Genomic DNA, 18503 nt, shown 5'->3' with positions numbered 1-18503 from the left:
CTGGTCAGTTGCCTGTGAACACTGGCGTGCGCTTGTCCAGGAACGCCTGCACTGCCTCACGGTGGTCGGCGGTCTGGTGCGACAGCGCCTGGAAGCCGGCGGACAGTTCCAGCAGCGTATCCAGGCGGGTATGCATGGCCTCGCGCATCAGGCGCTTGGCCAGGCGCACCGCGTGCGGCGGGTTGGCGGCGATGCGGCCGGCCAGCTCATAGGCCGTGGGCAGCAGCGCCTCGGGCGCGACCACGCGCGACACCAGGTTCCATTCCAGCGCCAGCCTGGCATCGATCGGCTGGCCGGTGAAGGTCATCTCCGCCGCCCGCGACAGGCCGATCACGCGCGGCAGCAGCCATGCGCCGCCGTCGCCGGGGATGATGCCGAGCTTGACAAAGGACTCGGCAAACTGCGCCCGCTCCGAGGCAATGCGGATGTCGCACATGCACGCCAGGTCCAGCCCCGCGCCCATGGCCGCGCCATTGACCGCGGCGATGACCGGCACTTCCAGGTTGAACAGCGCCAGCGGCAGCCGCTGGATGCCGCAGCGGTAGTCCTGACGGATTTCCATGCCCGGCACTGCGCCGGAGGCCTGGCGTTCCATGTCCTTGATATTGCCGCCAGACGAGAACGCCGTGCCCGCGCCGGTAATGACCACCGCGCGCACGCTGCGGTCGCCGTGGATGCGGTCGATCGCGGCCAGGAACTCCGCCACGGCGGTATTGCCGGTCAGCGGGTTGCGGCGCTCGGGCTCGTTCATCGTCAGGGTGACGATATGGTCCTGCTGCTCGTAGAGAAGGAAGTTGCTCATGGTGGTGTCTCCGGATGCGCGATGCAGGCTGGTTGCCTGCCTTGGCGCCAAGGCTAAGCCACCGGCGCCCGCACCGTCCAATATTCATTTCTTCATCAGCAATATCCTGCACATATCGCTGGGCAGGCCCGGGACGCCAGCCATCTTGCGCCGGCGGCGCGACTTTCTGCGGGTAATCCCTGTACCCATAATCGAATCGCTCACCGATTATCTATAGGCCCCGGCCACCGCCCGGCATCGCGCAGTTCCGTAATCCTGCAGTCCCGAATTCCAACAAGAATGCCCTACAGGAGACGATATGAGCCATGCGTTGACGCAGGCGACGGACCCCGTTGCCCCCGATGTTGCAATGCACCCCCACCGCACCATGAGGCGCGCCACAGGCTTCCTGGCAGCGGCCCTGGCGCTGGTGATGCAGGTCTTGCCCGCCGGCGCCGCGGCGCCGCGCAATGCGGCCGCCAAGGTTGACGGCGCCTTTATCAGTGCCAACGCCAGCACCGCCCGCGACTGGCCCAGCCACGGCCTGGACTATGCCGAGACCCGCTTCAGCCGGCTCAGGCAGATCGATGCCGCCAACGTGCGCGACCTGGGGCTGGTGTGGACCTACAACCTGGAGTCGACCCGCGGCGTGGAGGCAACCCCGCTGGTGGTGGACGGCGTGATGTACGTCACCGCGTCATGGAGCGTGGTGCATGCGGTCGATGCGCGCACCGGCAAGCGGCTCTGGACCTTCGATCCCAAGGTGGACCGCTCGCTCGGCTATCGCGGCTGCTGCGACGTGGTCAACCGCGGCGTGGCGCTGTACCAGGGCAAGGTGTTCGTGGCCGCCTACGATGGCCGGCTGATCGCGCTGGATGCCGCCAGCGGCCGCAAGCTGTGGGAGAAAGACACCATCATCGACCGCAAGTACTCGTACACCATCACCGGCGCGCCGCGCGTGTTCAAGGGCAAGGTCATCATCGGCAACGGCGGCGCCGAATATGGCGTGCGCGGCTACATCACCGCCTATGACGCCGGCACCGGCGAGCAGAAGTGGCGCTGGTTCACGGTGCCGGGCGACCCCTCCAAGCCGTTCGAGGATGAGTCGATGGCTGCGGCGGCCAAGACCTGGGACCCCAGCGGCAAATACTGGGAGGCGGGCGGCGGCGGCACGGCCTGGGACACGCTGGCCTTCGACCCCGAGCTGAACCTGATGTACGTGGGCACCGGCAACGGCGCGCCATGGTCGCGCAGCAAGCGCAGCCCGGCCGGCGGCGACAACCTCTACCTGGCATCGATCGTCGCGCTCGATCCCGACACCGGCAAATACGTCTGGCACTACCAGGAGACCCCGGGCGACAACTGGGACTACACCTCGACCCAGCCGATGATCCTGGCCGACCTGAAGCTCGATGGCCAGATGCGCAAGGTCATCCTGCACGCGCCCAAGAACGGCTTCTTCTTCGTCATCGACCGCACCAACGGCAAGTTCATCTCGGCAAAGAACTTTGTCGACGTGAACTGGGCCACCGGCTATGACGCCAATGGCCGCCCCATCGAGCGGCCCGAGGCGCGCGCCACCGACAAGCCTTATGACTCGGTCCCCGGTCCGTACGGCGCGCACAACTGGCATCCGATGTCGTTCAACCCGCAGACCGGGCTGGTCTACCTGCCGGCGCAGAACGTGCCGATCAACCTGATGGACGACAAGGCCTGGAACTTCAATGAAGGCAAACCCGGCACGCCGCATGGCAACGTGGGCTGGAACACCGCCAAATTCCTGAACGCCGAGCCGCCCAAGGGCAAGCCCTTCGGCCGGCTGATTGCGTGGGACCCGGTGCAGCAGAAGGCCGCGTGGACGCAGGAACATGTGTCGCCGTGGAACGGCGGCACGCTGACCACGGCCGGCAACCTGGTGTTCCAGGGCACCGCCGACGGCCGCTTTGTCGCCTATGACGCGCGCAGCGGCGACAAGCTGTGGGAGTCGCCCACCGGCACCGGCGTGGTGGCGGCGCCGGTCAGCTTCGAGTTGAACGGCAAGCAGTATGTGTCGGTGGCAGTGGGTTGGGGCGGGGTCTACGGGCAGGCCCAGCGCGCCACCAACCGGCAGGGGCCGGGCACGGTCTACACCTTCGCCCTCGGTGGCAAGGCACCGCTGCCGGCCTTTGCCGAGTACCGCACCGCCAAGCTGCTGCAGGGCGTGAAATATGACCCGGCGCAGGTCAAGGCGGGCACCGGCCTGTACGTCAGCAACTGCGTCCTGTGCCACGGCGTTCCCGGCGTGGACCGCGGCGGCAATATCCCCAACCTGGGCTATATCGATGCCGCCTATATCGAGAACCTGGACAAGGTGGTCTTCAAGGGGCCGGCGATGGCGCGCGGCATGCCTGACTTCACCGGCAAGCTGACGCCGGACGATGTCGAGAAGATCAAGGCCTTCATCCAGGGGACCGCTGACGCGGTGCGGCCCAAGCCCTGAGGGCAGGGCCGGGCCTCAGTCCTCGGCCTGGAAGCCGGTCGCCTCCACGATCGGCTTCCAGGCGGCGCGTTCCAGCTGGATGCGGCGGCGGCCTTCGTGGCCGGGGCGCGCCACCACTTCCAGGCCCAGCGCTTCCAGCTTGGCCGCGGTGGCGGCGTTGGCCGAGGCCGCGAGGAACATCTTTTCCACTTGCGCCACCACGTCAGGCTGGGTGCCTGCCGGGACGAACACGCCGTACCAGCTGGTGGCGTGGTCGTACTGGCTGAAGCCCTGTTCCTTCATGGTGGGCACTTCGGGCAGCGCCTTGGCGCGGCGCGTGCCGCTCACGCCAAGGAAGCGCAGCTTGCCGCCCTTGTACAGCGGCATCATGCTGGCCACGGCATCCCAGCCGATCGACACATTGCCGCTGACCACATCCACCAGCATCGGCGATGCGCCGCGATACGCCGCGGGCGTGATGGCGATGCCTTCGGCCTTGCCCAGCGCCACCGTGCCGAGGTGGCCGGCGCTGCCGATGGTGGCCAGGCCCAGGCTGGCGCCGCCCGGGTTGCGCCTGGCCCAGCTCACGTATTCCTTCATGTTCTGGTAAGGCTGCTGCACGCCGGTCGCGACCGCGGTCGGCACATCGGTCAGTACCGCTGCGGGCACCAGGTCCTTGTCGGCGTCGTAAGACAGCTTCTTGTAGGTCAGCGGAAAGATCGTGAACAGGGGCGAGGGGCCGATGAACACGGTCTTGCCATCGGGCCTGGCGCGCTTCACGTAGTCGAGCGCCAGGCGCGCCGACGCGCCGGGGCGGTTTTCGACCACCACCGTGCCGTGGCCGTCCTGGCGCAGCTGCTCGGCATACAGGCGGGCAAGGCTGTCGGCGGCGCCGCCGGGGGCGTAGCCGACGATGATATGCATCGGCTCGGCATCGGCCGCGCTAGCCGGAGCGGTCATGGCGAAGGTGGCGGCAGCGACGGCGGTCATGGCCAGCAGCCGGCGCGTCAATCGGACTTGATCAGTCATGGCAGTCAGGGAACGATGTTGAGAGAGTGTCAGGGCAGGGTGGGCCACTGGCCCGTGAGGTCATGGACCGATTCGTACAAGGCCGCCACACGCAGCAGCTGCGCGTCGCCGCGGAACTGCCCGACCAGCTGCAGCCCGATCGGCAGCCCGTCGCCACCAAAGCCGCAGGGCAGGCTGATGGCCGGATGCCCAGTCATATTGAACGGCATGGTCCACGGGAACCAGTTCGCGCGCACATCGGGATAGTCCTGGCCGTCGATTTCGATCTGGCCGAACAGGTCTTGCTCCAGCGGCAGCGCGGTGCGTGTGATGGTGGGCATGGCGAGCAGGTCGGCGCGTCCCAGCAGCGCCTGCACGCGCAGGAACAGTTGCGAGCGCTCGAACATCGCCTGCTGGTATTCCACTGCGGTGAATGCGGCGGCGGATTCCACCTGGCGCACGAAGGTCGGGCTCAGCGCCTCGCGGTGCTGGGCCACGATCGGCGCAAAGCGCGTGCGCCATACGGTGTGGTTGATGGCACGCCAGACGGGCTCGACGTCGAACCCCTCGCCGCCGAACGGCTCCAGTTCGGCGCCCAGTGCGCGCAGCTTGTCCAGGCTGGCCTCGAACGCGCGCGCCACGTCCGCCGACACCGGACGGCCCGGCGGCGCCAGGCAATACAGGATGCACCGGCCACGCAGGTCGCCCTGCGGCTGCGCTGCGGCCACGTAGTCGGCGGCGGGCACTCCGATCGACCACGGGTCGCACGGGTGTTCGCCGGCCATGGCCTGCAGCATCAGGCCGGTGTCGGCCACCGTGCGCGTGGTCGGCGTCACGTAGGTCTGGTTGCCGAACAGGTCCTGCGCCTGGCTGTGCGGAATCACCCCCTGGCTCTGCTTGATGCCCACCACGCCATTGCAGGCGGCAGGAATGCGCGTGGAGCCGCCGCCATCGGTCGCCACCGCCAGCGGCGCCATGCCGCTGGCCACTGCCACCGCGGCGCCGCCGCTGGAGCCGCCACTGGTGCGCTCGGCGTGCCAGGCATTGCGGGTGCGCCCGAACAGCGGCGAATCGGTCAGGCTTTTGGAGCCGAATTCCGGCGTGGTGGTCTTGCCGACCAGGATCGCGCCCTGCGCGCGCAACCGCGCCACCGCCACGGCGTCTTCGGCCGGCACGTTGTCGCGCATCGGCACGGCGCCAAAGGTCGTGCGCACGCCGCGCGTGTTGACGATGTCCTTGGCGGTAAACGGAATGCCGTGCAGCGGAGGCAGCGGCCGGCCGGACATCACTTCCGCTTCCGCCGCGCGCGCCGCGGCCATGGCCTCGTCCGCGCACAGCGTGATAAAGCAGTTCAGCACCGGCTGCAGCCGCTCGGCGCGCGCCAGCACCGCAGCGGTCAGTTCCACCGGCGAGATTTCCTTGCGCCGGATGCGCTGCTGCAGTTCGGCGGCGCTGGCAAGACAAAGCGCTTCGCTCATTGGACGGGCGTCTCCTGAAGATGGCCGCGCGTGCCGGTATCGGCGCGCGCAGGCGTGATGGCGATACGCTGGCATCTTACAACCGGCCCGCGCACGCGGGGACTATCGCCGCCAAGTGCCGTCGGCGAGGAAGCGTTCGGCCAGCTACGCGTTGCCGTTCAGGGGCGCGCCGGCGATGACAGGTAGGCCTGCAGGCCGTCTGCCGGCAAGGCGCGTGAAAACAGCCACCCCTGGCCGAACTGCGCGCCGCGCTCTCGCAGGAAGCCCGCGCCTGCTCTTCATGCTCGATGCCCTCGGCCACGACCTCGAATCCCAGCGCCTCCGCCATGGCGATGATGTGCGGCGCCACCGAGCTGGAAGCCGCCTCGCGGCCGATGGTACTACGCGGCGGCGCTGCTGCGCAGCACGCGCCGTCGCCGCGCGTATTCAGATTCCTTTTGCAAGGCGATGAATTTTTTCGTGCGCCGCGCAATAAGGCACGCATGACTTGCGCAATGCCGGCAGAATCCGGAAAGTAGGGGGAACGACTGCCCGCACAGAGGACCTGGCCCATGACCACCGCCCCATTTGCAAGACCCACACCATCGGCCCGGCTTGCCGCCCGGCACACGCCGGCCGTGATCCCGGGCAACGGCTAGGGGGGCGCATGGCGCTGGTGCTGCTGATCGCGCTGCCTCTGCTGGCCGCGGCGCTGACGTGGTTGATCGGCATGCGTGCCGCGCGCATGCTGGCGCCTGTCATCATCGGCTTGCCGCTGGCCGCGCTGGTGCTGCTGCTGAGCCTGCGCGGCGCGGTCTTCGAGCAGCCGGGGCATGCGCTGGGCTGGCGCGTGGCGTGGCTGCCGCAGCTCGGGCTGGACCTGTCGCTGCGGCTGGACGGCCTGTCGTACCTGTTTGCGCTGCTGGTGCTCGGCGTGGGCCTGCTGGTGATCCTGTACGCGCGCTACTACCTCGCGCGCAATGAATCCGCGGTGCGCTTCTTCTGCCTGCTGCTGCTGTTCATGGCGGCCATGCTGGGCGTGGTGCTGGCAGGCAACCTGCTGCTGCTGGTGGTGTTCTGGGAGCTGACCAGCATCCTGTCGTTCCTCCTGATCGGCTTCTGGTCATGGCGCACCGATGCGCGCCAGGGCGCGCGCATGGCGCTGGCGGTCACGGGCGGCGGCGGGCTGGCGCTGCTGGCCGGGGTGCTGCTGCTGGGCCATATCTGCGGCAGCTTCGAGCTGTCCGTGGTGCTGGCGCAGGCCGGCAAGGTGCAGCACCACCCGCTCTACCTGCCGATGCTGGTGCTGGTCCTGCTGGCAGTCTTCACCAAGTCAGCGCAGTTCCCGTTCAGCTTCTGGCTGCCGCATGCCATGGCCGCGCCCACGCCGGTCTCGGCCTACCTGCACTCGGCCACCATGGTCAAGGCCGGCGTGTTCCTGCTGGCGCGGCTCTATCCGGTGCTGGACGGCACCAACAGCTGGTTCTACCTGGTCAGCATGACCGGGCTGGCCACGCTCATCGTGGGCGCCGGCCTGGCGCTGCTGCAGCGGGACCTGAAAGGGCTGCTGGCTTATTCCACCATCAGCCACCTGGGCCTGATCACGCTGCTGTTCGGGCTCGATACCCAGCTCAGCACGGTGGCGGCCATCTTCCATATCATCAACCACGCCGTGTTCAAGGCGTCGCTGTTCATGGCGGCCGGCATCATCGACCATGAGACCGGCACGCGCGACCTCGACCGCCTGCACGGGCTGGCGCGCTACATGCCGCACACCGCAGTGCTGGCCATCGTGGCATCGCTGTCGATGGCGGGGGTGCCGTTGTTCAACGGCTTCCTCAGCAAGGAAATGTTCTTCGGCGAGACCCTGGCGCAGGGCCTGCTGGGCGACTTCAACTGGGTGATCCCGACCGCGGCGACGCTGGCGGGGGCGCTGACGATGGCCTATTCGCTGCGCTTTATCTACGGCGTGTTCTTCGGCGCCCGGCAGCCCGACGTGCCCAACTACCCGCCGCACGAGCCGCCGCGCTTCATGAAGGTGCCGGTGGAGTTCCTGGTGGTGATCTGCCTGGTGGTCGGGCTGGTGCCGGCCTATACCGTGGGCGACCTGCTGGCGGCGGCTTCGCTTGCCACGCTGCGCGCGCCCCTGCCAGAGTACAGCCTGAACCTGTGGCACGGGGTCAATTTGCCGCTGCTGATGAGCCTGGTGTCGATGGCCGGCGGCGCGGCGCTGTTCTTCCTGCGCCGCGACGCGCTGCGGCGCCTGCAGCAGGCAATCGACCACCTGAGCGCGCGCCAGTCGTTCGAGCGTGGCATGCATGCGCTGGAACGCTTTGCCGCTGCCGTCACGCGCTGGCTCGAGAACGGCTCGCTGCAGACCTATGTCGCCTGGATGCTGCTGGCGCTGCTGGCCGTGCCGGCATACTTCCTGGCCGACCTGGAATGGCTCGGCGGCAGCGTGCCGGCGGGCGCCATCGACCTGATCGGGGCTGCCACGCTGGCGCTGCTCGGGCTGTGCGCGGTGGGCGTGGTGGTGACGCACCGCCAGCGGCTGCTCGCGCTGGTGCTGCTGGGCGGCTGCGGGTTGATGGTGTCGATGGCGTTCCTGCGGTTCTCCGCGCCGGACCTGGCGCTGACGCAGATCTCGGTTGAGGTGGTGACGATCCTGCTGCTGGTGCTGGCGCTGTTCTACCTGCCGCGCGAGACGCCGGAGCGCGCCGGGGCTGCGCGCCGCGGGCGGGATGCGGTGCTGGCGTTCGGCGGTGGCACCTTGCTGGCAGTGGCGGCTTACGCCGTGATGACGCGGCCGTATGACCCGGTGTCTGCCTTCTACATCGACCAGTCCGTGCCCGGCGGCGGCGGGCACAACGTGGTCAACGTGCTGCTGGTGGATTTCCGGGGCTTCGACACCATGGGCGAGATCTGCGTGCTGCTGATTGCAGGGCTGGCGGTGCAGGCGCTGCTCAAGGGCATGCGGCTGGACACGCCGTCGGCAGCGCCCGATGGCCTGCCGTGGAGCAGCCAGGCGCATCCGCTGCTGCTGGCCATGCTGGCGCGGCTGATGCTGCCGCTGACGCTGCTGGTGGCGGTCTTTATCCTGCTGCGCGGGCACAACCTGCCGGGCGGCGGCTTTGTCGCGGCGCTGATCACATCGGTGGCGCTGCTGCTGCAGTACGTTGCCAGCGGCGTGCGCTGGACCGAAGCGCGCATTGCGCCGGACTATCGCGCCATTGCCGGCGGCGGCATTCTGCTGGCGGGTCTGACCGGACTGGGCAGCCTGGCCTTCGGCTATCCGTTCCTGACCACCGCCTTCGGGCATTTCCACATACCGGGCATCGGCGAGGTGGAACTGGCCACGGCGATGATCTTCGACCTGGGAGTCTTCTGCACCGTGACGGGAACCACGCTGGTGATCGTATCGCACCTGGGCGTGCGCAACCTGCCGCCGGCACAGGCCGCGGAGGACGCCTGATGGCCGCGCTCTACGCCATCACCATCGGCATCCTTGCCGCGGGCGGCATCTACCTGCTGCTGCGCGAGCGCGTCTTCACCGTGGTGCTGGGGCTGACGCTGCTGTCGTATGCGGTCAGCCTGTTCCTGCTGGGCATGGGGCGCCTGTCGATCGGGCGGCCGCCGGTGATCGTGGCGGGCGCCAGCTATGCCGATCCGCTGCCCCAGGCGCTGGTGCTGACCGCCATCGTGATCGCGTTCGGCATGACGGCGTTCGCGGTAGTGCTGGCGCTGCGCTCGCTGGGGCTTACCGGCAGCGACCATGTCGACGCCGCCGGCCAGCCCGACGAGCGCGCCGCCGATGGCGGCAAGCAGGATCCGCGGCCATGAACCACGCCGTGCTGCTGCCCATCCTGATCCCCATGTTTGCCGGTGCGCTGCTGACCGCGATGCCGGCCCAGCAGCTGCGCGCGCAGCGCATCGTCTGCGCCGTGGCCACGCTGTTGCTGGCGCCAGTGGCAGTGCACCTGCTGCGCCAGGCCGCTACCGGCGAGATCGTGGTCTACGCGATGGGCAACTGGTCGGCCCCGTTCGGCATCGTGCTGCAGCTGGACCGCACCGGTGCGATGATGCTGGCCCTGACCGTGGTGCTGGCCGTCGCCGCGCTGGCGGCGGCGGGAGAGGGCACGGCCCGGCAGGGCCGGCATTTCCATGCGCTGTTCCAGTTCCAGCTGATGGGCCTGAACGGCGCCTTCCTGGCGGGCGACCTGTTCAACCTGTTCGTCTTCTTCGAGATCCTGCTGATCGCGTCCTATGCCCTGCTGGTGCATGGGGCAGGGCGGGCGCGCATCGGCGCCGGGCTGCACTATGTGATCCTGAACCTGGTGGCGTCGTCATTCTTCCTGGTGGCGGTTGGCGTGCTGTACGGGCTGTCGGGCACGCTGAACATGGCGCACCTGGGCCTGCGCCTGGCCGGCTTGCCGGCCCAGGACCTGCCGCTTGCGGTGGCCGCCGGCGCCATGCTGATGCTGGTCTTTGCGCTGAAGGCGGCGCTGTTCCCGCTGTATTTCTGGCTGCCGCGCGCCTACGCCAGCGCCACCGGCCCGGTCGCGGCGCTGTTTGCCATCATGACCAAGGTCGGCATCTACGCGATGCTGCGTTGCGATGCGCTGATCTTCGGCGGCCCGCAAGGGCTGCTGGGACCGTTCCTGCATGACTGGGTGTTCTTGCTGGCGCTGATCACGCTCGCGGTCGGCGCGCTGGGCGCCGTCGCCGCCGGCACGCTGCGCGCGATGACCAGCTACCTGGTGGTGGCATCGGTCGGGTTGCTGGCCGCCTGCGTATCGATGCAGACGCAAGCCGGCTGGGCCGCGGCGATGTTCTACCTGCTCAGCACCACGCTGTGCACTGCCGCGCTGTTCCTGCTGGCCGACGCGCTGGAGCCGGAGCCTGGGCGCGAGGACGGGGCTCCGGTCAGTGCCTCGCGGCTGGCCGGGCTGCTGTACCTGGTGGGCGTAGTGGCAGCGGTGGGGCTGCCGCCGCTGTCGGGCTTCCTCGGCAAGGCCATGGTGCTGCGCGCGACCCCGCCGCCGTGGGTGCCGGCGCTGTGGTCCGCGGTGCTGGTGTCGGGCCTGCTGCTGCTGGTTGCCGTGTCCCGCACCGGCACGCGGCTGCTGTGGCGGCTGCCGCATGAGGCCGAGCACGTGCCGGAAGGGAATGAGTACTTAGACGAAGACCATCCCGGCGCGGCACGCGTGCGCGTGCGGCCCGATGCGCGCAAGCTGGCCTGCTGCGCACTGCTGCTGGCGGGCAATATCGCGCTGACGGCATGCGCGCGGCCGGTCAGCGACTATGTGGCCGACGCGGCGGCGCAGTTGCTGGACCGCGCCGCCTATCTCCGGGCAGTGCTGCCCGGGCAGCCGGGGTAAGCCATGCTGCAGCGTCTGCTTCCCCATCCGTGGCTGAGCCTGATCCTGATGATCATGTGGCTGTTGCTGACCAACAGCCTGGCCCCCGGGCACTGGTTGCTGGGGGCGCTGCTGGGCTGGGCCATCGGCCGGCTGGCCGACCGCTGGCTGGTGCTGGGCGCGTTCCGCCTGTCGCGGCCCGACCTGATCCTGCGGCTCAGCATCCATGTGCTGTTCGATATCGTGAAAGCCAACGTGGAAGTGGCCATCATGGTGCTGGGCCCCACCGCGCGCCTGCGCCCCGCCTTTATCGTGGTGCCGCTCGATGTCGAGCACGAGCTTGCCACCACCGCGCTGATCAGCATCGTCTCGCTCAGCCCCGGCACGCTGTGCGCAGAACTGAGCGACGACCGCCGCGCCTTGCTCGTGCACGTGCTGGACCTGGAGGAAGAGGCCGCGCTGGTCGAGCTCATCAAGTCGCGCTATGAAACCCCGCTCAAGGAGATCTTCCAATGCTTGCCATCGTGATACCGGTCTGCCTGGTGATCCTGGGCCTGGCCTTCCTGCTGACCCTGGCGCGGCTGCTGCGCGGACCCAGCCTGCCGGACCGCATCGTGGCGCTGGACACGCTGAATATCAACGCCATCGCGCTGATCGTGGTGCTAGGCATCAGCCTGGATTCGGCGCTGTTCTTCGAGGCCGCGCTGCTGATCGGGGTGATGGGCTTCGTCGGCACCGTGGCGCTGTCCAAGTACCTGCAGCGCGGCGACATCATCGAATACTAGGGAACGCCAGATGCTGCATCCTGTTGCGGAATTCATCGTGTGCGCGCTGCTGCTGGTGGGCAGCGTGTTCATGCTGGTCGGGGCGGTCGGGCTGTTCCGGCTGCCGGACTTCTTCATGCGGCTGCATGGGCCGACCAAGTCGACCACGCTGGGCGTGGGCGGGGTAGTGCTGGCCTCGGTGGCGTACTTCAGCTTCCGGGGCGATGCCAGCCTGCATGAACTGCTGGTGACCGCCTTCCTGTTCCTGACCGCGCCGATCAGTGCCCACATGCTGGCCAAGGCCGCGCTGCAGCGCCAGCTGCCGGTGGATCCGCGCACGCGCGGCAGCGGCTGGATGCCGCGCATCCGCGACTAGGTATGGCCGCGACGGTTTACTTTCGCCGCAATGTGTCCTACACCCAGTCAGGCGATGCCGGCATCTTCCACGCCAGGGCAGGGGGTTTCATGGACTTGCAACACTCGGACAAAGTCTTCGCGGGCGCGATTCCGGAAGTCTATGAGGCCCTGATGGTGCCGATGATCTTTGCGCCATACGCTGCCGACATGGCTGCCCGCATCGCCGCGCTGCAGCCGCGCCGGGTGCTGGAACTGGCCGCCGGCACCGGCGTGCTGACCCGGGAAATCGCCGGGCGGCTGCCGGCCGATACCCTGATCGTTGCCACCGACCTCAACGCGCCGATGCTGGCGCGGGCGGAGCAGGCCGGCACGAGCCGCCCGGTGCACTGGCGCGAGGCCGACGCCATGGCGCTGCCGTTCGCCGATGCCAGCTTCGATATGGTCGCCTGCCAGTTTGGCGTGATGTTCTTCCCCGAAAAGGGCCGCGCCTTCGCCGAAGCCCGCCGCGTGCTGGTGCCGGGCGGCACCCTGATCTTCAATGTCTGGGACCAGCTGGAATTCAACGCCTTTGCCCGCGATGTCACCGGGGCACTCGCCACGCTGTTTCCCGACGCACCGCCCGAGTTCATGGCCCGCGTACCGCATGGCTACCACAGCCAGGCCGCGATCGAGCAGGACCTGCGCCTTGGCGGATTCCAGTCCTCCCCGGTCTTTGAAACCGTCGCGGCAACCAGCCGCGCCAGCGCCGCCCGCATCCCGGCGGTGGCATTCTGCCAGGGCACGCCGCTGCGCGCCGACCTGGAGCGGCGCGGGCCGGATGCGCTCGGCCGGGCAACCGACCATTGCGAACAGGCGCTCCTGGAGGCTTATGGCGACGGGCCATTGGCCGGTCCGATGCAGGCGCACGTGGTGATGGTAACGGCGCCCGCCGGATAAAGCTGCCCGCCAGTTTGTCGCAGGTCATCGCTGGGCGTGCGCAAATCGCCGCTTGCGCCGATACTGTAGCCAGGCTCATGACGACTACAGGACCCTTGGGCGGTGGCCATGGACTCTATGATCATTTCCGCATCGGTGGCACTGGGCATCGGCCTGGCGATCGGGCTGGAGCGCGAGCGCAGCCAGGCCGCCGCCGGGAAAGATCGCGGCATCCGCGGCGGGCGGCCTGCGCTTCACCGTGCCGGTCGCGATCGGATTGGTGCTGTCGACCAGCGCCACCTGGGCAGTGGCCTGGCTGCAGCGCTTGGATTGAGGCAGCATGCATGGTCGGCTACCATCAGCGCGGCGCGGTCCGGATTCCCCTGGCGCGCATTGTCGGACGATGACTACGATGCCCCTTGTACGCGTGCTCGCGATCGGTCTGCTGATAGGTTTGCTGGCGGGATGCGATTTCCTGCGCGGCTACGCTGAGGGCGAATCCGAGGTCATGCGGGACTTCCGGGCCGGGGATCGTGCCGATGACCTCGGGGCGGCGCGCTTTGTCTTCGATGACTTCGGCGGCCTGAGCACCGATACCCTTGAGACCAATGCGCTACCGTGGAAGCTGGCAACGACCGCACTGCTGCTGGCCGGCGGCCCCAACGTTCCGGTCACTCAGGACGCCTTGCGCCGGGCCCTGCGCGAGTTTGGCTTCATCTATCCCGATGCGATCCGCAACTGGCCGCGCCAGCAACAGCCCAGGTTCGACAAGCCCCTGGGCGTGGTCAGCGGAGTGATCGGCCGGGATCTCCCGAAGATCCGCCTGGAAGTGTCCAACCTGGGATGCGCATCGTGCCATGCGGGCATCACCTACGACATGGACGGGCGTCCCACCAACGATGTCTGGCTGGGCCTGCCGAATACCTCCCTCAACCTCGATGCCTTCGTCACCGCGGTCTATCAGGCGGTGAAGCAGGTGAAATCCGATCCGGAAAAGCTCCTCTCCGCCATCCACCAGCTTTACCCCGAAACCAGCAACGAGGAACTGGATACCATCCGGAAATTCGTCTGGCCGCGGCTGGTAAAACGGGTGGCGGAACTCGAAGCCAGCGGTGACGAGCCGCTGCCGTTCAGCAACGGCGCGGCCGGCAGCACCAATGGGGTCGCGGCACTCAAGTTCCAGTTTCATCTGCTCTCGGCGGGCACGGCCGCCAGTGGTTCCACCTCGATTCCGGAACTGGGCTACCGCAGCCTGCGCTCATCGCTGCTCTATGACGGCGTCTATACCAGCAAGGGCGCGCCGCGCTTTGCGCCAGTGGCACCCGGTGCCGCCAACGATGCCGGGCGGCTGGCGCATATCGTGGCCTTCTTCACCGTGCCGACCATGGGCATGCCACCGGATCGCGCCGTCCGTGCGATTCCGCAGGTGGAAGACGTCATGCGGTTCATGGCGGGCTACACCCCGCCGCCGTTTCCGGGGCCGGTTGACCGCTCCCGCGCCGCGCGCGGCCGCGCCGTCTTTGATGCCAACTGCGCCCAGTGCCATGGCAGCTACAGCCAGGACCCAGAGCGCCCGCGCCTTGTCAGCTTCCCCAACCGGCTGGTGGCACAGGCGGATATCGGGACTGACCCGACGCGCTGGCAAGCAATCGATCCCGGCCTGCTGCAAGCCATCTCGCGCTCCGAGCTGGGCAGGCATATCGACGCGGCAAACACCAGTGGCTATGTCGCGCCCATCCTCTCCGGCGTGTGGGCGACGGCACCATACCTTCATAACGGCTCCGTGCCCACGCTCTGGCATCTCATGCATCCGCAGGCGCGGCCCAGGCGCTTCTGGGTCGGAGGCCATGCCCTGGACTACGGCAAGCTGGGCATCGCCGGCAGGCTCGATGCGGCCGGTACCTGGACCTATCCGGCCAGCTACCGGCCGTGGTCGAAACCCGTGCTCTACGACACGGCGACGGCGGGGCGCGACAACCGCGGCCACGAGAAGGAATTCTCGACCCTTGCCGAAAGCGACAAGGATGCGCTGCTGGAATTCCTGAAATTGCTCTAGCTGCCGTCAGGAATCCTGCAGCAGTTCCGCGACTGGGAGCCGGGCGCTTTGCGCAATGCCACGGTCCGGCACCGGCCCGAAGCGCATCACATTGACGAGCCGATTCCCCCGCGGCAAGCGCTGGCTTTCGGCAAGCATGGCGGCATGGCCAGGTGAATCGGCCAGCGCCGACATCGGCACGCCGGCAAAGCCCCTGGCAGTCATGGCCAGCCAGAACCGGTACCAGCGGCGCCCGATATCAAAGCTCGTGACCTCGGGTGCGGCATGGATCAGGACGATCCGCGCCGCGCTTTTCACTTTTGCGCTTTCCGATATCAGCAGGCGGGTCAGCGAAAGCGCCGAGAGCAGCCGGAGCACACGAGGTCTCAGCGCAATTGACGCGCCCCAGGCTTCCCACCGCGACAGTGCCATGCATTCGGCCGAAAGCCCGTCGCGCGGCCAGCCTGGATCGTGCGGTGACAAGCGCAGCCACTGGTAAAGCTCCTCGGCAAACCGCGGGTCATTCAATCCCGCAGCCGCGGCGTCGTCATACCATCTGGCGATTTGCGCCGTGCTGTTCTCGCTGGCCAGCGTGACGAACTCCGCGTGGGCCGCAGCGCATTCGCCCAACGACTTGATCTGCGCCGGGGTCGCACGGAGAAACTTGCCTCGATAGGCGCGGCGCGCGTCCACGAAGGCGGCAAGGGGATCCGGGCTTGCGCCAGATGTGATCAGGCCGGATGCGGCCGGGCGCAGACCCTGGGCAGCGGGAGGGTAGGGCAGGCCGGAGACCACGGGCTGCGTGAGCCCCAACCCGAGCGTCGACAACGCCATGGCCATGCCTTCCCAGGCCATGCCCAGGGCGATCTGGTTGTCCCGCCCGGTGGGGTCGCCCACGGACAGCCATCGCGCAGGGTCTTCAAGCAGTTCAACCTTGTCGCCGGCAAAGCGCCAGCGCGCGGGCTGGATATTGTGCGCGCTGGGTGCGCGGCCAGCCTGTGCAAGCAGGGTGAGATGCTGATCGCGCGTGAGCATGTCGCTAGATGGCCTTTTTGAAGAGATGCAGCCGATGCAGTGGCCTGGCGCCCATCTTCTCCATTTGCTTCTGGCTGGCGCCATTCGAATCCGACACCCAGCTGATGCCCAGGTGCGAGTACCCGGCACCGCGCATCGCCGTGAGCAGATGGTGCAGCATGACGCCGTTGACGCCGCGGCTGTGGTAGTCCCTGCGCACGGAAAAGAAGATGATCGCCGCACGCTTGCGGCTGGCGCGGAACCTGATCAGATGCCAGAGCGTGGACAGCTTCAGGCGGAAGCCGGTGGCGCGCAGAAACGGGTTGAGATCCGGCACGCACAGCAGCACCCCGACCGGCTCCCCGTTGAAATAAGCGGTATAGGACAGCCGCTCGTCGATGATCCACATCATGCCGGCGCAGGGAAACAGGAATTCCTCCTCCGTCAGCGGCACGAACATCGGGTTGCCGGAGAAACCATCGTTCAGGACAGCGCATGCCTCCAGCAGGCGCCGGTCAAAGCCGCGTCGCCGGATCGGCTTGAATTGCCAGGCGGGATCATCCAGCAGCGCGCGTTGCTTGTTGCCGATCAACTGCTGCGGATCGTAGCTGCGCACGTCGAGCTCGAACGTGCGCATCGGAAAGAACGGCTCGAAGCCGCATGCCCGGAGCAGCCTGGCAATATGCGGCGGCGTGTATTCCTGGTAGGTGTATGGCGGATGCTCGAAGCCCTCGGTGACGATGCCGATCATCTGCGTGATCGTCAGGTTGAAGCTGCCAGCCAGTTCGTCACAGCCGTTGCGCTTCACCCAGGCCGCCGCCGCGTCGAGCAGCGCTTGCGCGACCTCCACGTCATCGACGCAGTCGAACATGCCGAAGCAGCCGCGCTTCTGAGCGTATTGCTGGTTGGACGCATCGTGGATATGGGCCAGGATACGGCCCACGATCCGCCCGTCCCGATGGGCGGTGAACCAGGTGCGGCGCGCAAACTGCCGGAACAGCGGGTTCTTCGCCGGGTCCAGCGCGCGCGCAAGATCCCCCTTCATCGGCGAGACAAAATGCGTATCGCGGCCATAGCAGGCAAACGGCGCCTCGAAGAACGCGTCGAAATCGCCTTCACGCAGCACGGTTGTCATGCCGCCTCCCGCTGCCCGAGATGGCGCGCCAGCCGCAGGATCACCGCCGCGCGCAGCTCGCCGATCGCCGCGTTGGCGCCTTGCGGCAGGTTCAGCAGCACCACCTGCGCGGGCTGGCGCGCGATCAGCAGGGCATGGGTCATTTCATGGCGCTCGAGCAGGTCTACCAGCTGTTCCGCGGCCTCGACCCGATCGCCTTCCCGGATCCTGGTCCACGCCCTGGCGTCGCCGATCGACACAGGCTCGCGCCGCCTTCCTGCCAGGTCGAACAGCGCGTCCAGCGCGTAGCCAGCAAGCTCCGCGTTGCCGAGCACCACATGGTCGGCGGTCTGCGGCAGGCGCCTGAGCGAATGCAGGAAACCCTCTGGCGTATCCAGCCGGGCATGGAGCAGCCAGCGCAGGAACGCGTTGCCATCACCGGCCAGCGAAACGGCGCGAATGCGGACAAAAATGGCCGTCAGCAGCACCCATGCAATGGCAACCGGCAAGCTGCGCAGGCCCGCCTCGGCAAAGCCCGGGCCGGGCCCGCGCGAAGCCAGCGCCATCACGCTGGCCAGCACGACGGCGAAGAGCAGGGCGGCTGCGATATGCACCAGCAGCCCGCGCACGACCCGCCGCGATTCCGACAGGTTCAGGAACACATAGACGAATGCCAGCGCCCCGAGCGCCCCCAGGCGAACCGGCACATGGCCGAGCTCCTCGCGGAAGTCGGTGGCCGCGAGCGGGACGGCCAGGGCCACGACCACCACTACCGCCCGGGCCAGGCGTGCCTCGTTGTCGGACAGCTCGGCATCGCGCAGCCACAGCAGGAGCCAGCCATTGCTTGCGGTCACCACGGCGAAGCAGCCAAGGAACATCAGCAGCAGCGGCGTATTGCCCGAAAGATCGGTAAAGAGATTGATGACGAAGAACACCACCGACACGCCCAGCGCCAGCAGCTTCAGCCACAACGGGTGGTGGCGCCGCACCAGGTGCTCGGCAAACAGGGTCATGGCAATGGGCAACAGGGTTGCCGCTGCAAACACCAGTTGCGCCAGCAGCGTGCCGCCAAACAGCCAGGAAAAGCCCCGGACTGCCAGCAGTGCCGTCAGCACCCCGAACAGGAACAGGCCCGTGCCGGCCCCGGCCTCGCGCCGGGACCAAAGGAAATGCAGGCAGAGCCCGCAGCCCACCGCGCCGAGCCAGGTAACGGCGACATCGCTTGCCAGGGCGTCAATCACGC

At 68.0% G+C, this 18503-nt stretch carries 16 protein-coding genes; 9 read left to right on the top strand and 7 right to left on the bottom strand.

The genetic code is table 11. The features are described 5' to 3' along the window. Nucleotides 1-4: 4 nt before the first annotated feature. Nucleotides 5-802 carry a crotonase/enoyl-CoA hydratase family protein gene (locus tag AC1Q6V_RS33290; protein ID WP_010812087.1) on the bottom strand — a complete coding sequence of 266 codons (798 nt, stop codon included), beginning with the start codon at nt 800-802 and terminating at the stop codon, nt 5-7. A gap of 298 nt (nt 803-1100) precedes the next feature. Between AC1Q6V_RS33290 and AC1Q6V_RS33285 the strand changes: the two genes are divergently transcribed. After that, nucleotides 1101-3260 (top strand): PQQ-dependent dehydrogenase, methanol/ethanol family, encoded by a 2160-nt coding sequence (locus AC1Q6V_RS33285; RefSeq protein ID WP_058698768.1) that lies wholly within the window; start codon nt 1101-1103, stop codon nt 3258-3260. Nucleotides 3261-3275: 15 nt separating this feature from the next. On the opposite strand, the gene AC1Q6V_RS33280 is transcribed toward AC1Q6V_RS33285, so the two are convergent. Both AC1Q6V_RS33280 and AC1Q6V_RS33275 read right to left on the bottom strand, forming a co-directional pair. Then, nucleotides 3276-4229, bottom strand: a complete 954-nt coding sequence (locus AC1Q6V_RS33280; RefSeq protein WP_011615374.1) for a Bug family tripartite tricarboxylate transporter substrate binding protein — start codon at nt 4227-4229, stop codon at nt 3276-3278. A gap of 68 nt (nt 4230-4297) precedes the next feature. After that, nucleotides 4298-5725 carry an amidase gene (locus tag AC1Q6V_RS33275; RefSeq protein WP_011615373.1) on the bottom strand — a complete coding sequence of 476 codons (1428 nt, stop codon included), beginning with the start codon at nt 5723-5725 and terminating at the stop codon, nt 4298-4300. A 646-nt stretch (nt 5726-6371) separates the two neighbouring features. Here AC1Q6V_RS33275 and AC1Q6V_RS33270 point away from each other — a divergent pair. From AC1Q6V_RS33270 to AC1Q6V_RS33240, 7 genes are all read left to right on the top strand, one after another. Beyond that, nucleotides 6372-9176, top strand: coding sequence for a monovalent cation/H+ antiporter subunit A (locus AC1Q6V_RS33270; protein ID WP_010812082.1), 2805 nt, complete (start codon nt 6372-6374; stop codon nt 9174-9176). Continuing rightward, nucleotides 9176-9544, top strand: a complete 369-nt coding sequence (locus tag AC1Q6V_RS33265) for a Na+/H+ antiporter subunit C (protein ID WP_011615371.1) — start codon at nt 9176-9178, stop codon at nt 9542-9544. Before AC1Q6V_RS33270 ends, AC1Q6V_RS33265 begins: the two co-directional genes overlap by 1 nt. Next, on the top strand, nt 9541-11082 hold the full coding sequence (locus tag AC1Q6V_RS33260) for a monovalent cation/H+ antiporter subunit D (RefSeq protein WP_439671752.1): 1542 nt from the start codon (nt 9541-9543) through the stop codon (nt 11080-11082). The genes AC1Q6V_RS33265 and AC1Q6V_RS33260 overlap by 4 nt, the downstream gene beginning before the upstream one ends. A 3-nt stretch (nt 11083-11085) precedes the next feature. Continuing rightward, complete coding sequence (locus AC1Q6V_RS33255; RefSeq protein WP_010812079.1) at nt 11086-11589, top strand: Na+/H+ antiporter subunit E; 504 nt, start codon at nt 11086-11088, stop codon at nt 11587-11589. Further along, nucleotides 11574-11846: a K+/H+ antiporter subunit F gene (locus tag AC1Q6V_RS33250; protein ID WP_010812078.1), complete on the top strand. Its 273-nt coding sequence runs from the start codon at nt 11574-11576 to the stop codon at nt 11844-11846. Before AC1Q6V_RS33255 ends, AC1Q6V_RS33250 begins: the two co-directional genes overlap by 16 nt. A 10-nt stretch (nt 11847-11856) precedes the next feature. Further along, nucleotides 11857-12201 (top strand): Na+/H+ antiporter subunit G, encoded by a 345-nt coding sequence (locus AC1Q6V_RS33245; protein WP_010812077.1) that lies wholly within the window; start codon nt 11857-11859, stop codon nt 12199-12201. A gap of 89 nt (nt 12202-12290) precedes the next feature. Beyond that, a complete protein-coding gene (locus AC1Q6V_RS33240) occupies nt 12291-13118 on the top strand; it encodes a class I SAM-dependent methyltransferase (RefSeq protein WP_439671751.1) in 828 nt (275 codons plus the stop codon). Nucleotides 13119-13202: 84 nt separating this feature from the next. Here AC1Q6V_RS33240 and AC1Q6V_RS33235 read toward each other — a convergent pair whose 3' ends face one another. Further along, nucleotides 13203-13439: a hypothetical protein gene (locus AC1Q6V_RS33235; protein ID WP_454750682.1), complete on the bottom strand. Its 237-nt coding sequence runs from the start codon at nt 13437-13439 to the stop codon at nt 13203-13205. Between the two features lie 70 nt (nt 13440-13509). Here AC1Q6V_RS33235 and AC1Q6V_RS33230 point away from each other — a divergent pair, with 70 nt between their 5' ends. Then, a complete protein-coding gene (locus tag AC1Q6V_RS33230; protein ID WP_454750683.1) occupies nt 13510-15153 on the top strand; it encodes a c-type cytochrome in 1644 nt (547 codons plus the stop codon). Between the two features lie 6 nt (nt 15154-15159). On the opposite strand, the gene AC1Q6V_RS33225 is transcribed toward AC1Q6V_RS33230, so the two are convergent. From AC1Q6V_RS33225 to AC1Q6V_RS33215, 3 genes are read right to left on the bottom strand one after another with little or no spacing between them, the layout of a single operon-like run. Further along, nucleotides 15160-16251 carry a nitroreductase family protein gene (locus AC1Q6V_RS33225; RefSeq protein WP_439671749.1) on the bottom strand — a complete coding sequence of 364 codons (1092 nt, stop codon included), beginning with the start codon at nt 16249-16251 and terminating at the stop codon, nt 15160-15162. Then, nucleotides 16172-17281 carry a GNAT family N-acetyltransferase gene (locus AC1Q6V_RS33220; protein ID WP_011615365.1) on the bottom strand — a complete coding sequence of 370 codons (1110 nt, stop codon included), beginning with the start codon at nt 17279-17281 and terminating at the stop codon, nt 16172-16174. Before AC1Q6V_RS33220 ends, AC1Q6V_RS33225 begins: the two co-directional genes overlap by 80 nt. Continuing rightward, complete coding sequence (locus AC1Q6V_RS33215) at nt 17278-18501, bottom strand: hypothetical protein (protein WP_454750684.1); 1224 nt, start codon at nt 18499-18501, stop codon at nt 17278-17280. Before AC1Q6V_RS33215 ends, AC1Q6V_RS33220 begins: the two co-directional genes overlap by 4 nt. Nucleotides 18502-18503 lie beyond the last annotated feature (2 nt).

Source organism: Cupriavidus sp. GW823-FHT07B10 (assembly GCF_058794355.1).
This window is presented reverse-complemented; position numbering and strand designations above follow the sequence as displayed.

Bases quoted from the DNA above. Each gene is read 5' to 3' on its own strand.
- AC1Q6V_RS33290 (WP_010812087.1), bottom strand. From the start codon at position 802: ATGAGCAACTTCCTTCTCTACGAGCAGCAGGACCATATCGTCACCCTG.
- AC1Q6V_RS33285 (WP_058698768.1), top strand. From the start codon at position 1,101: ATGAGCCATGCGTTGACGCAGGCGACGGACCCCGTTGCCCCCGATGTT.
- AC1Q6V_RS33280 (WP_011615374.1), bottom strand. From the start codon at position 4,229: ATGACCGCCGTCGCTGCCGCCACCTTCGCCATGACCGCTCCGGCTAGC.
- AC1Q6V_RS33275 (WP_011615373.1), bottom strand. From the start codon at position 5,725: ATGAGCGAAGCGCTTTGTCTTGCCAGCGCCGCCGAACTGCAGCAGCGC.
- AC1Q6V_RS33270 (WP_010812082.1), top strand. From the start codon at position 6,372: ATGGCGCTGGTGCTGCTGATCGCGCTGCCTCTGCTGGCCGCGGCGCTG.
- AC1Q6V_RS33265 (WP_011615371.1), top strand. From the start codon at position 9,176: ATGGCCGCGCTCTACGCCATCACCATCGGCATCCTTGCCGCGGGCGGC.
- AC1Q6V_RS33260 (WP_439671752.1), top strand. From the start codon at position 9,541: ATGAACCACGCCGTGCTGCTGCCCATCCTGATCCCCATGTTTGCCGGT.
- AC1Q6V_RS33255 (WP_010812079.1), top strand. From the start codon at position 11,086: ATGCTGCAGCGTCTGCTTCCCCATCCGTGGCTGAGCCTGATCCTGATG.
- AC1Q6V_RS33250 (WP_010812078.1), top strand. From the start codon at position 11,574: ATGCTTGCCATCGTGATACCGGTCTGCCTGGTGATCCTGGGCCTGGCC.
- AC1Q6V_RS33245 (WP_010812077.1), top strand. From the start codon at position 11,857: ATGCTGCATCCTGTTGCGGAATTCATCGTGTGCGCGCTGCTGCTGGTG.
- AC1Q6V_RS33240 (WP_439671751.1), top strand. From the start codon at position 12,291: ATGGACTTGCAACACTCGGACAAAGTCTTCGCGGGCGCGATTCCGGAA.
- AC1Q6V_RS33235 (WP_454750682.1), bottom strand. From the start codon at position 13,439: ATGCTGCCTCAATCCAAGCGCTGCAGCCAGGCCACTGCCCAGGTGGCG.
- AC1Q6V_RS33230 (WP_454750683.1), top strand. From the start codon at position 13,510: ATGCCCCTTGTACGCGTGCTCGCGATCGGTCTGCTGATAGGTTTGCTG.
- AC1Q6V_RS33225 (WP_439671749.1), bottom strand. From the start codon at position 16,251: ATGGCGCCAGCCAGAAGCAAATGGAGAAGATGGGCGCCAGGCCACTGC.
- AC1Q6V_RS33220 (WP_011615365.1), bottom strand. From the start codon at position 17,281: ATGACAACCGTGCTGCGTGAAGGCGATTTCGACGCGTTCTTCGAGGCG.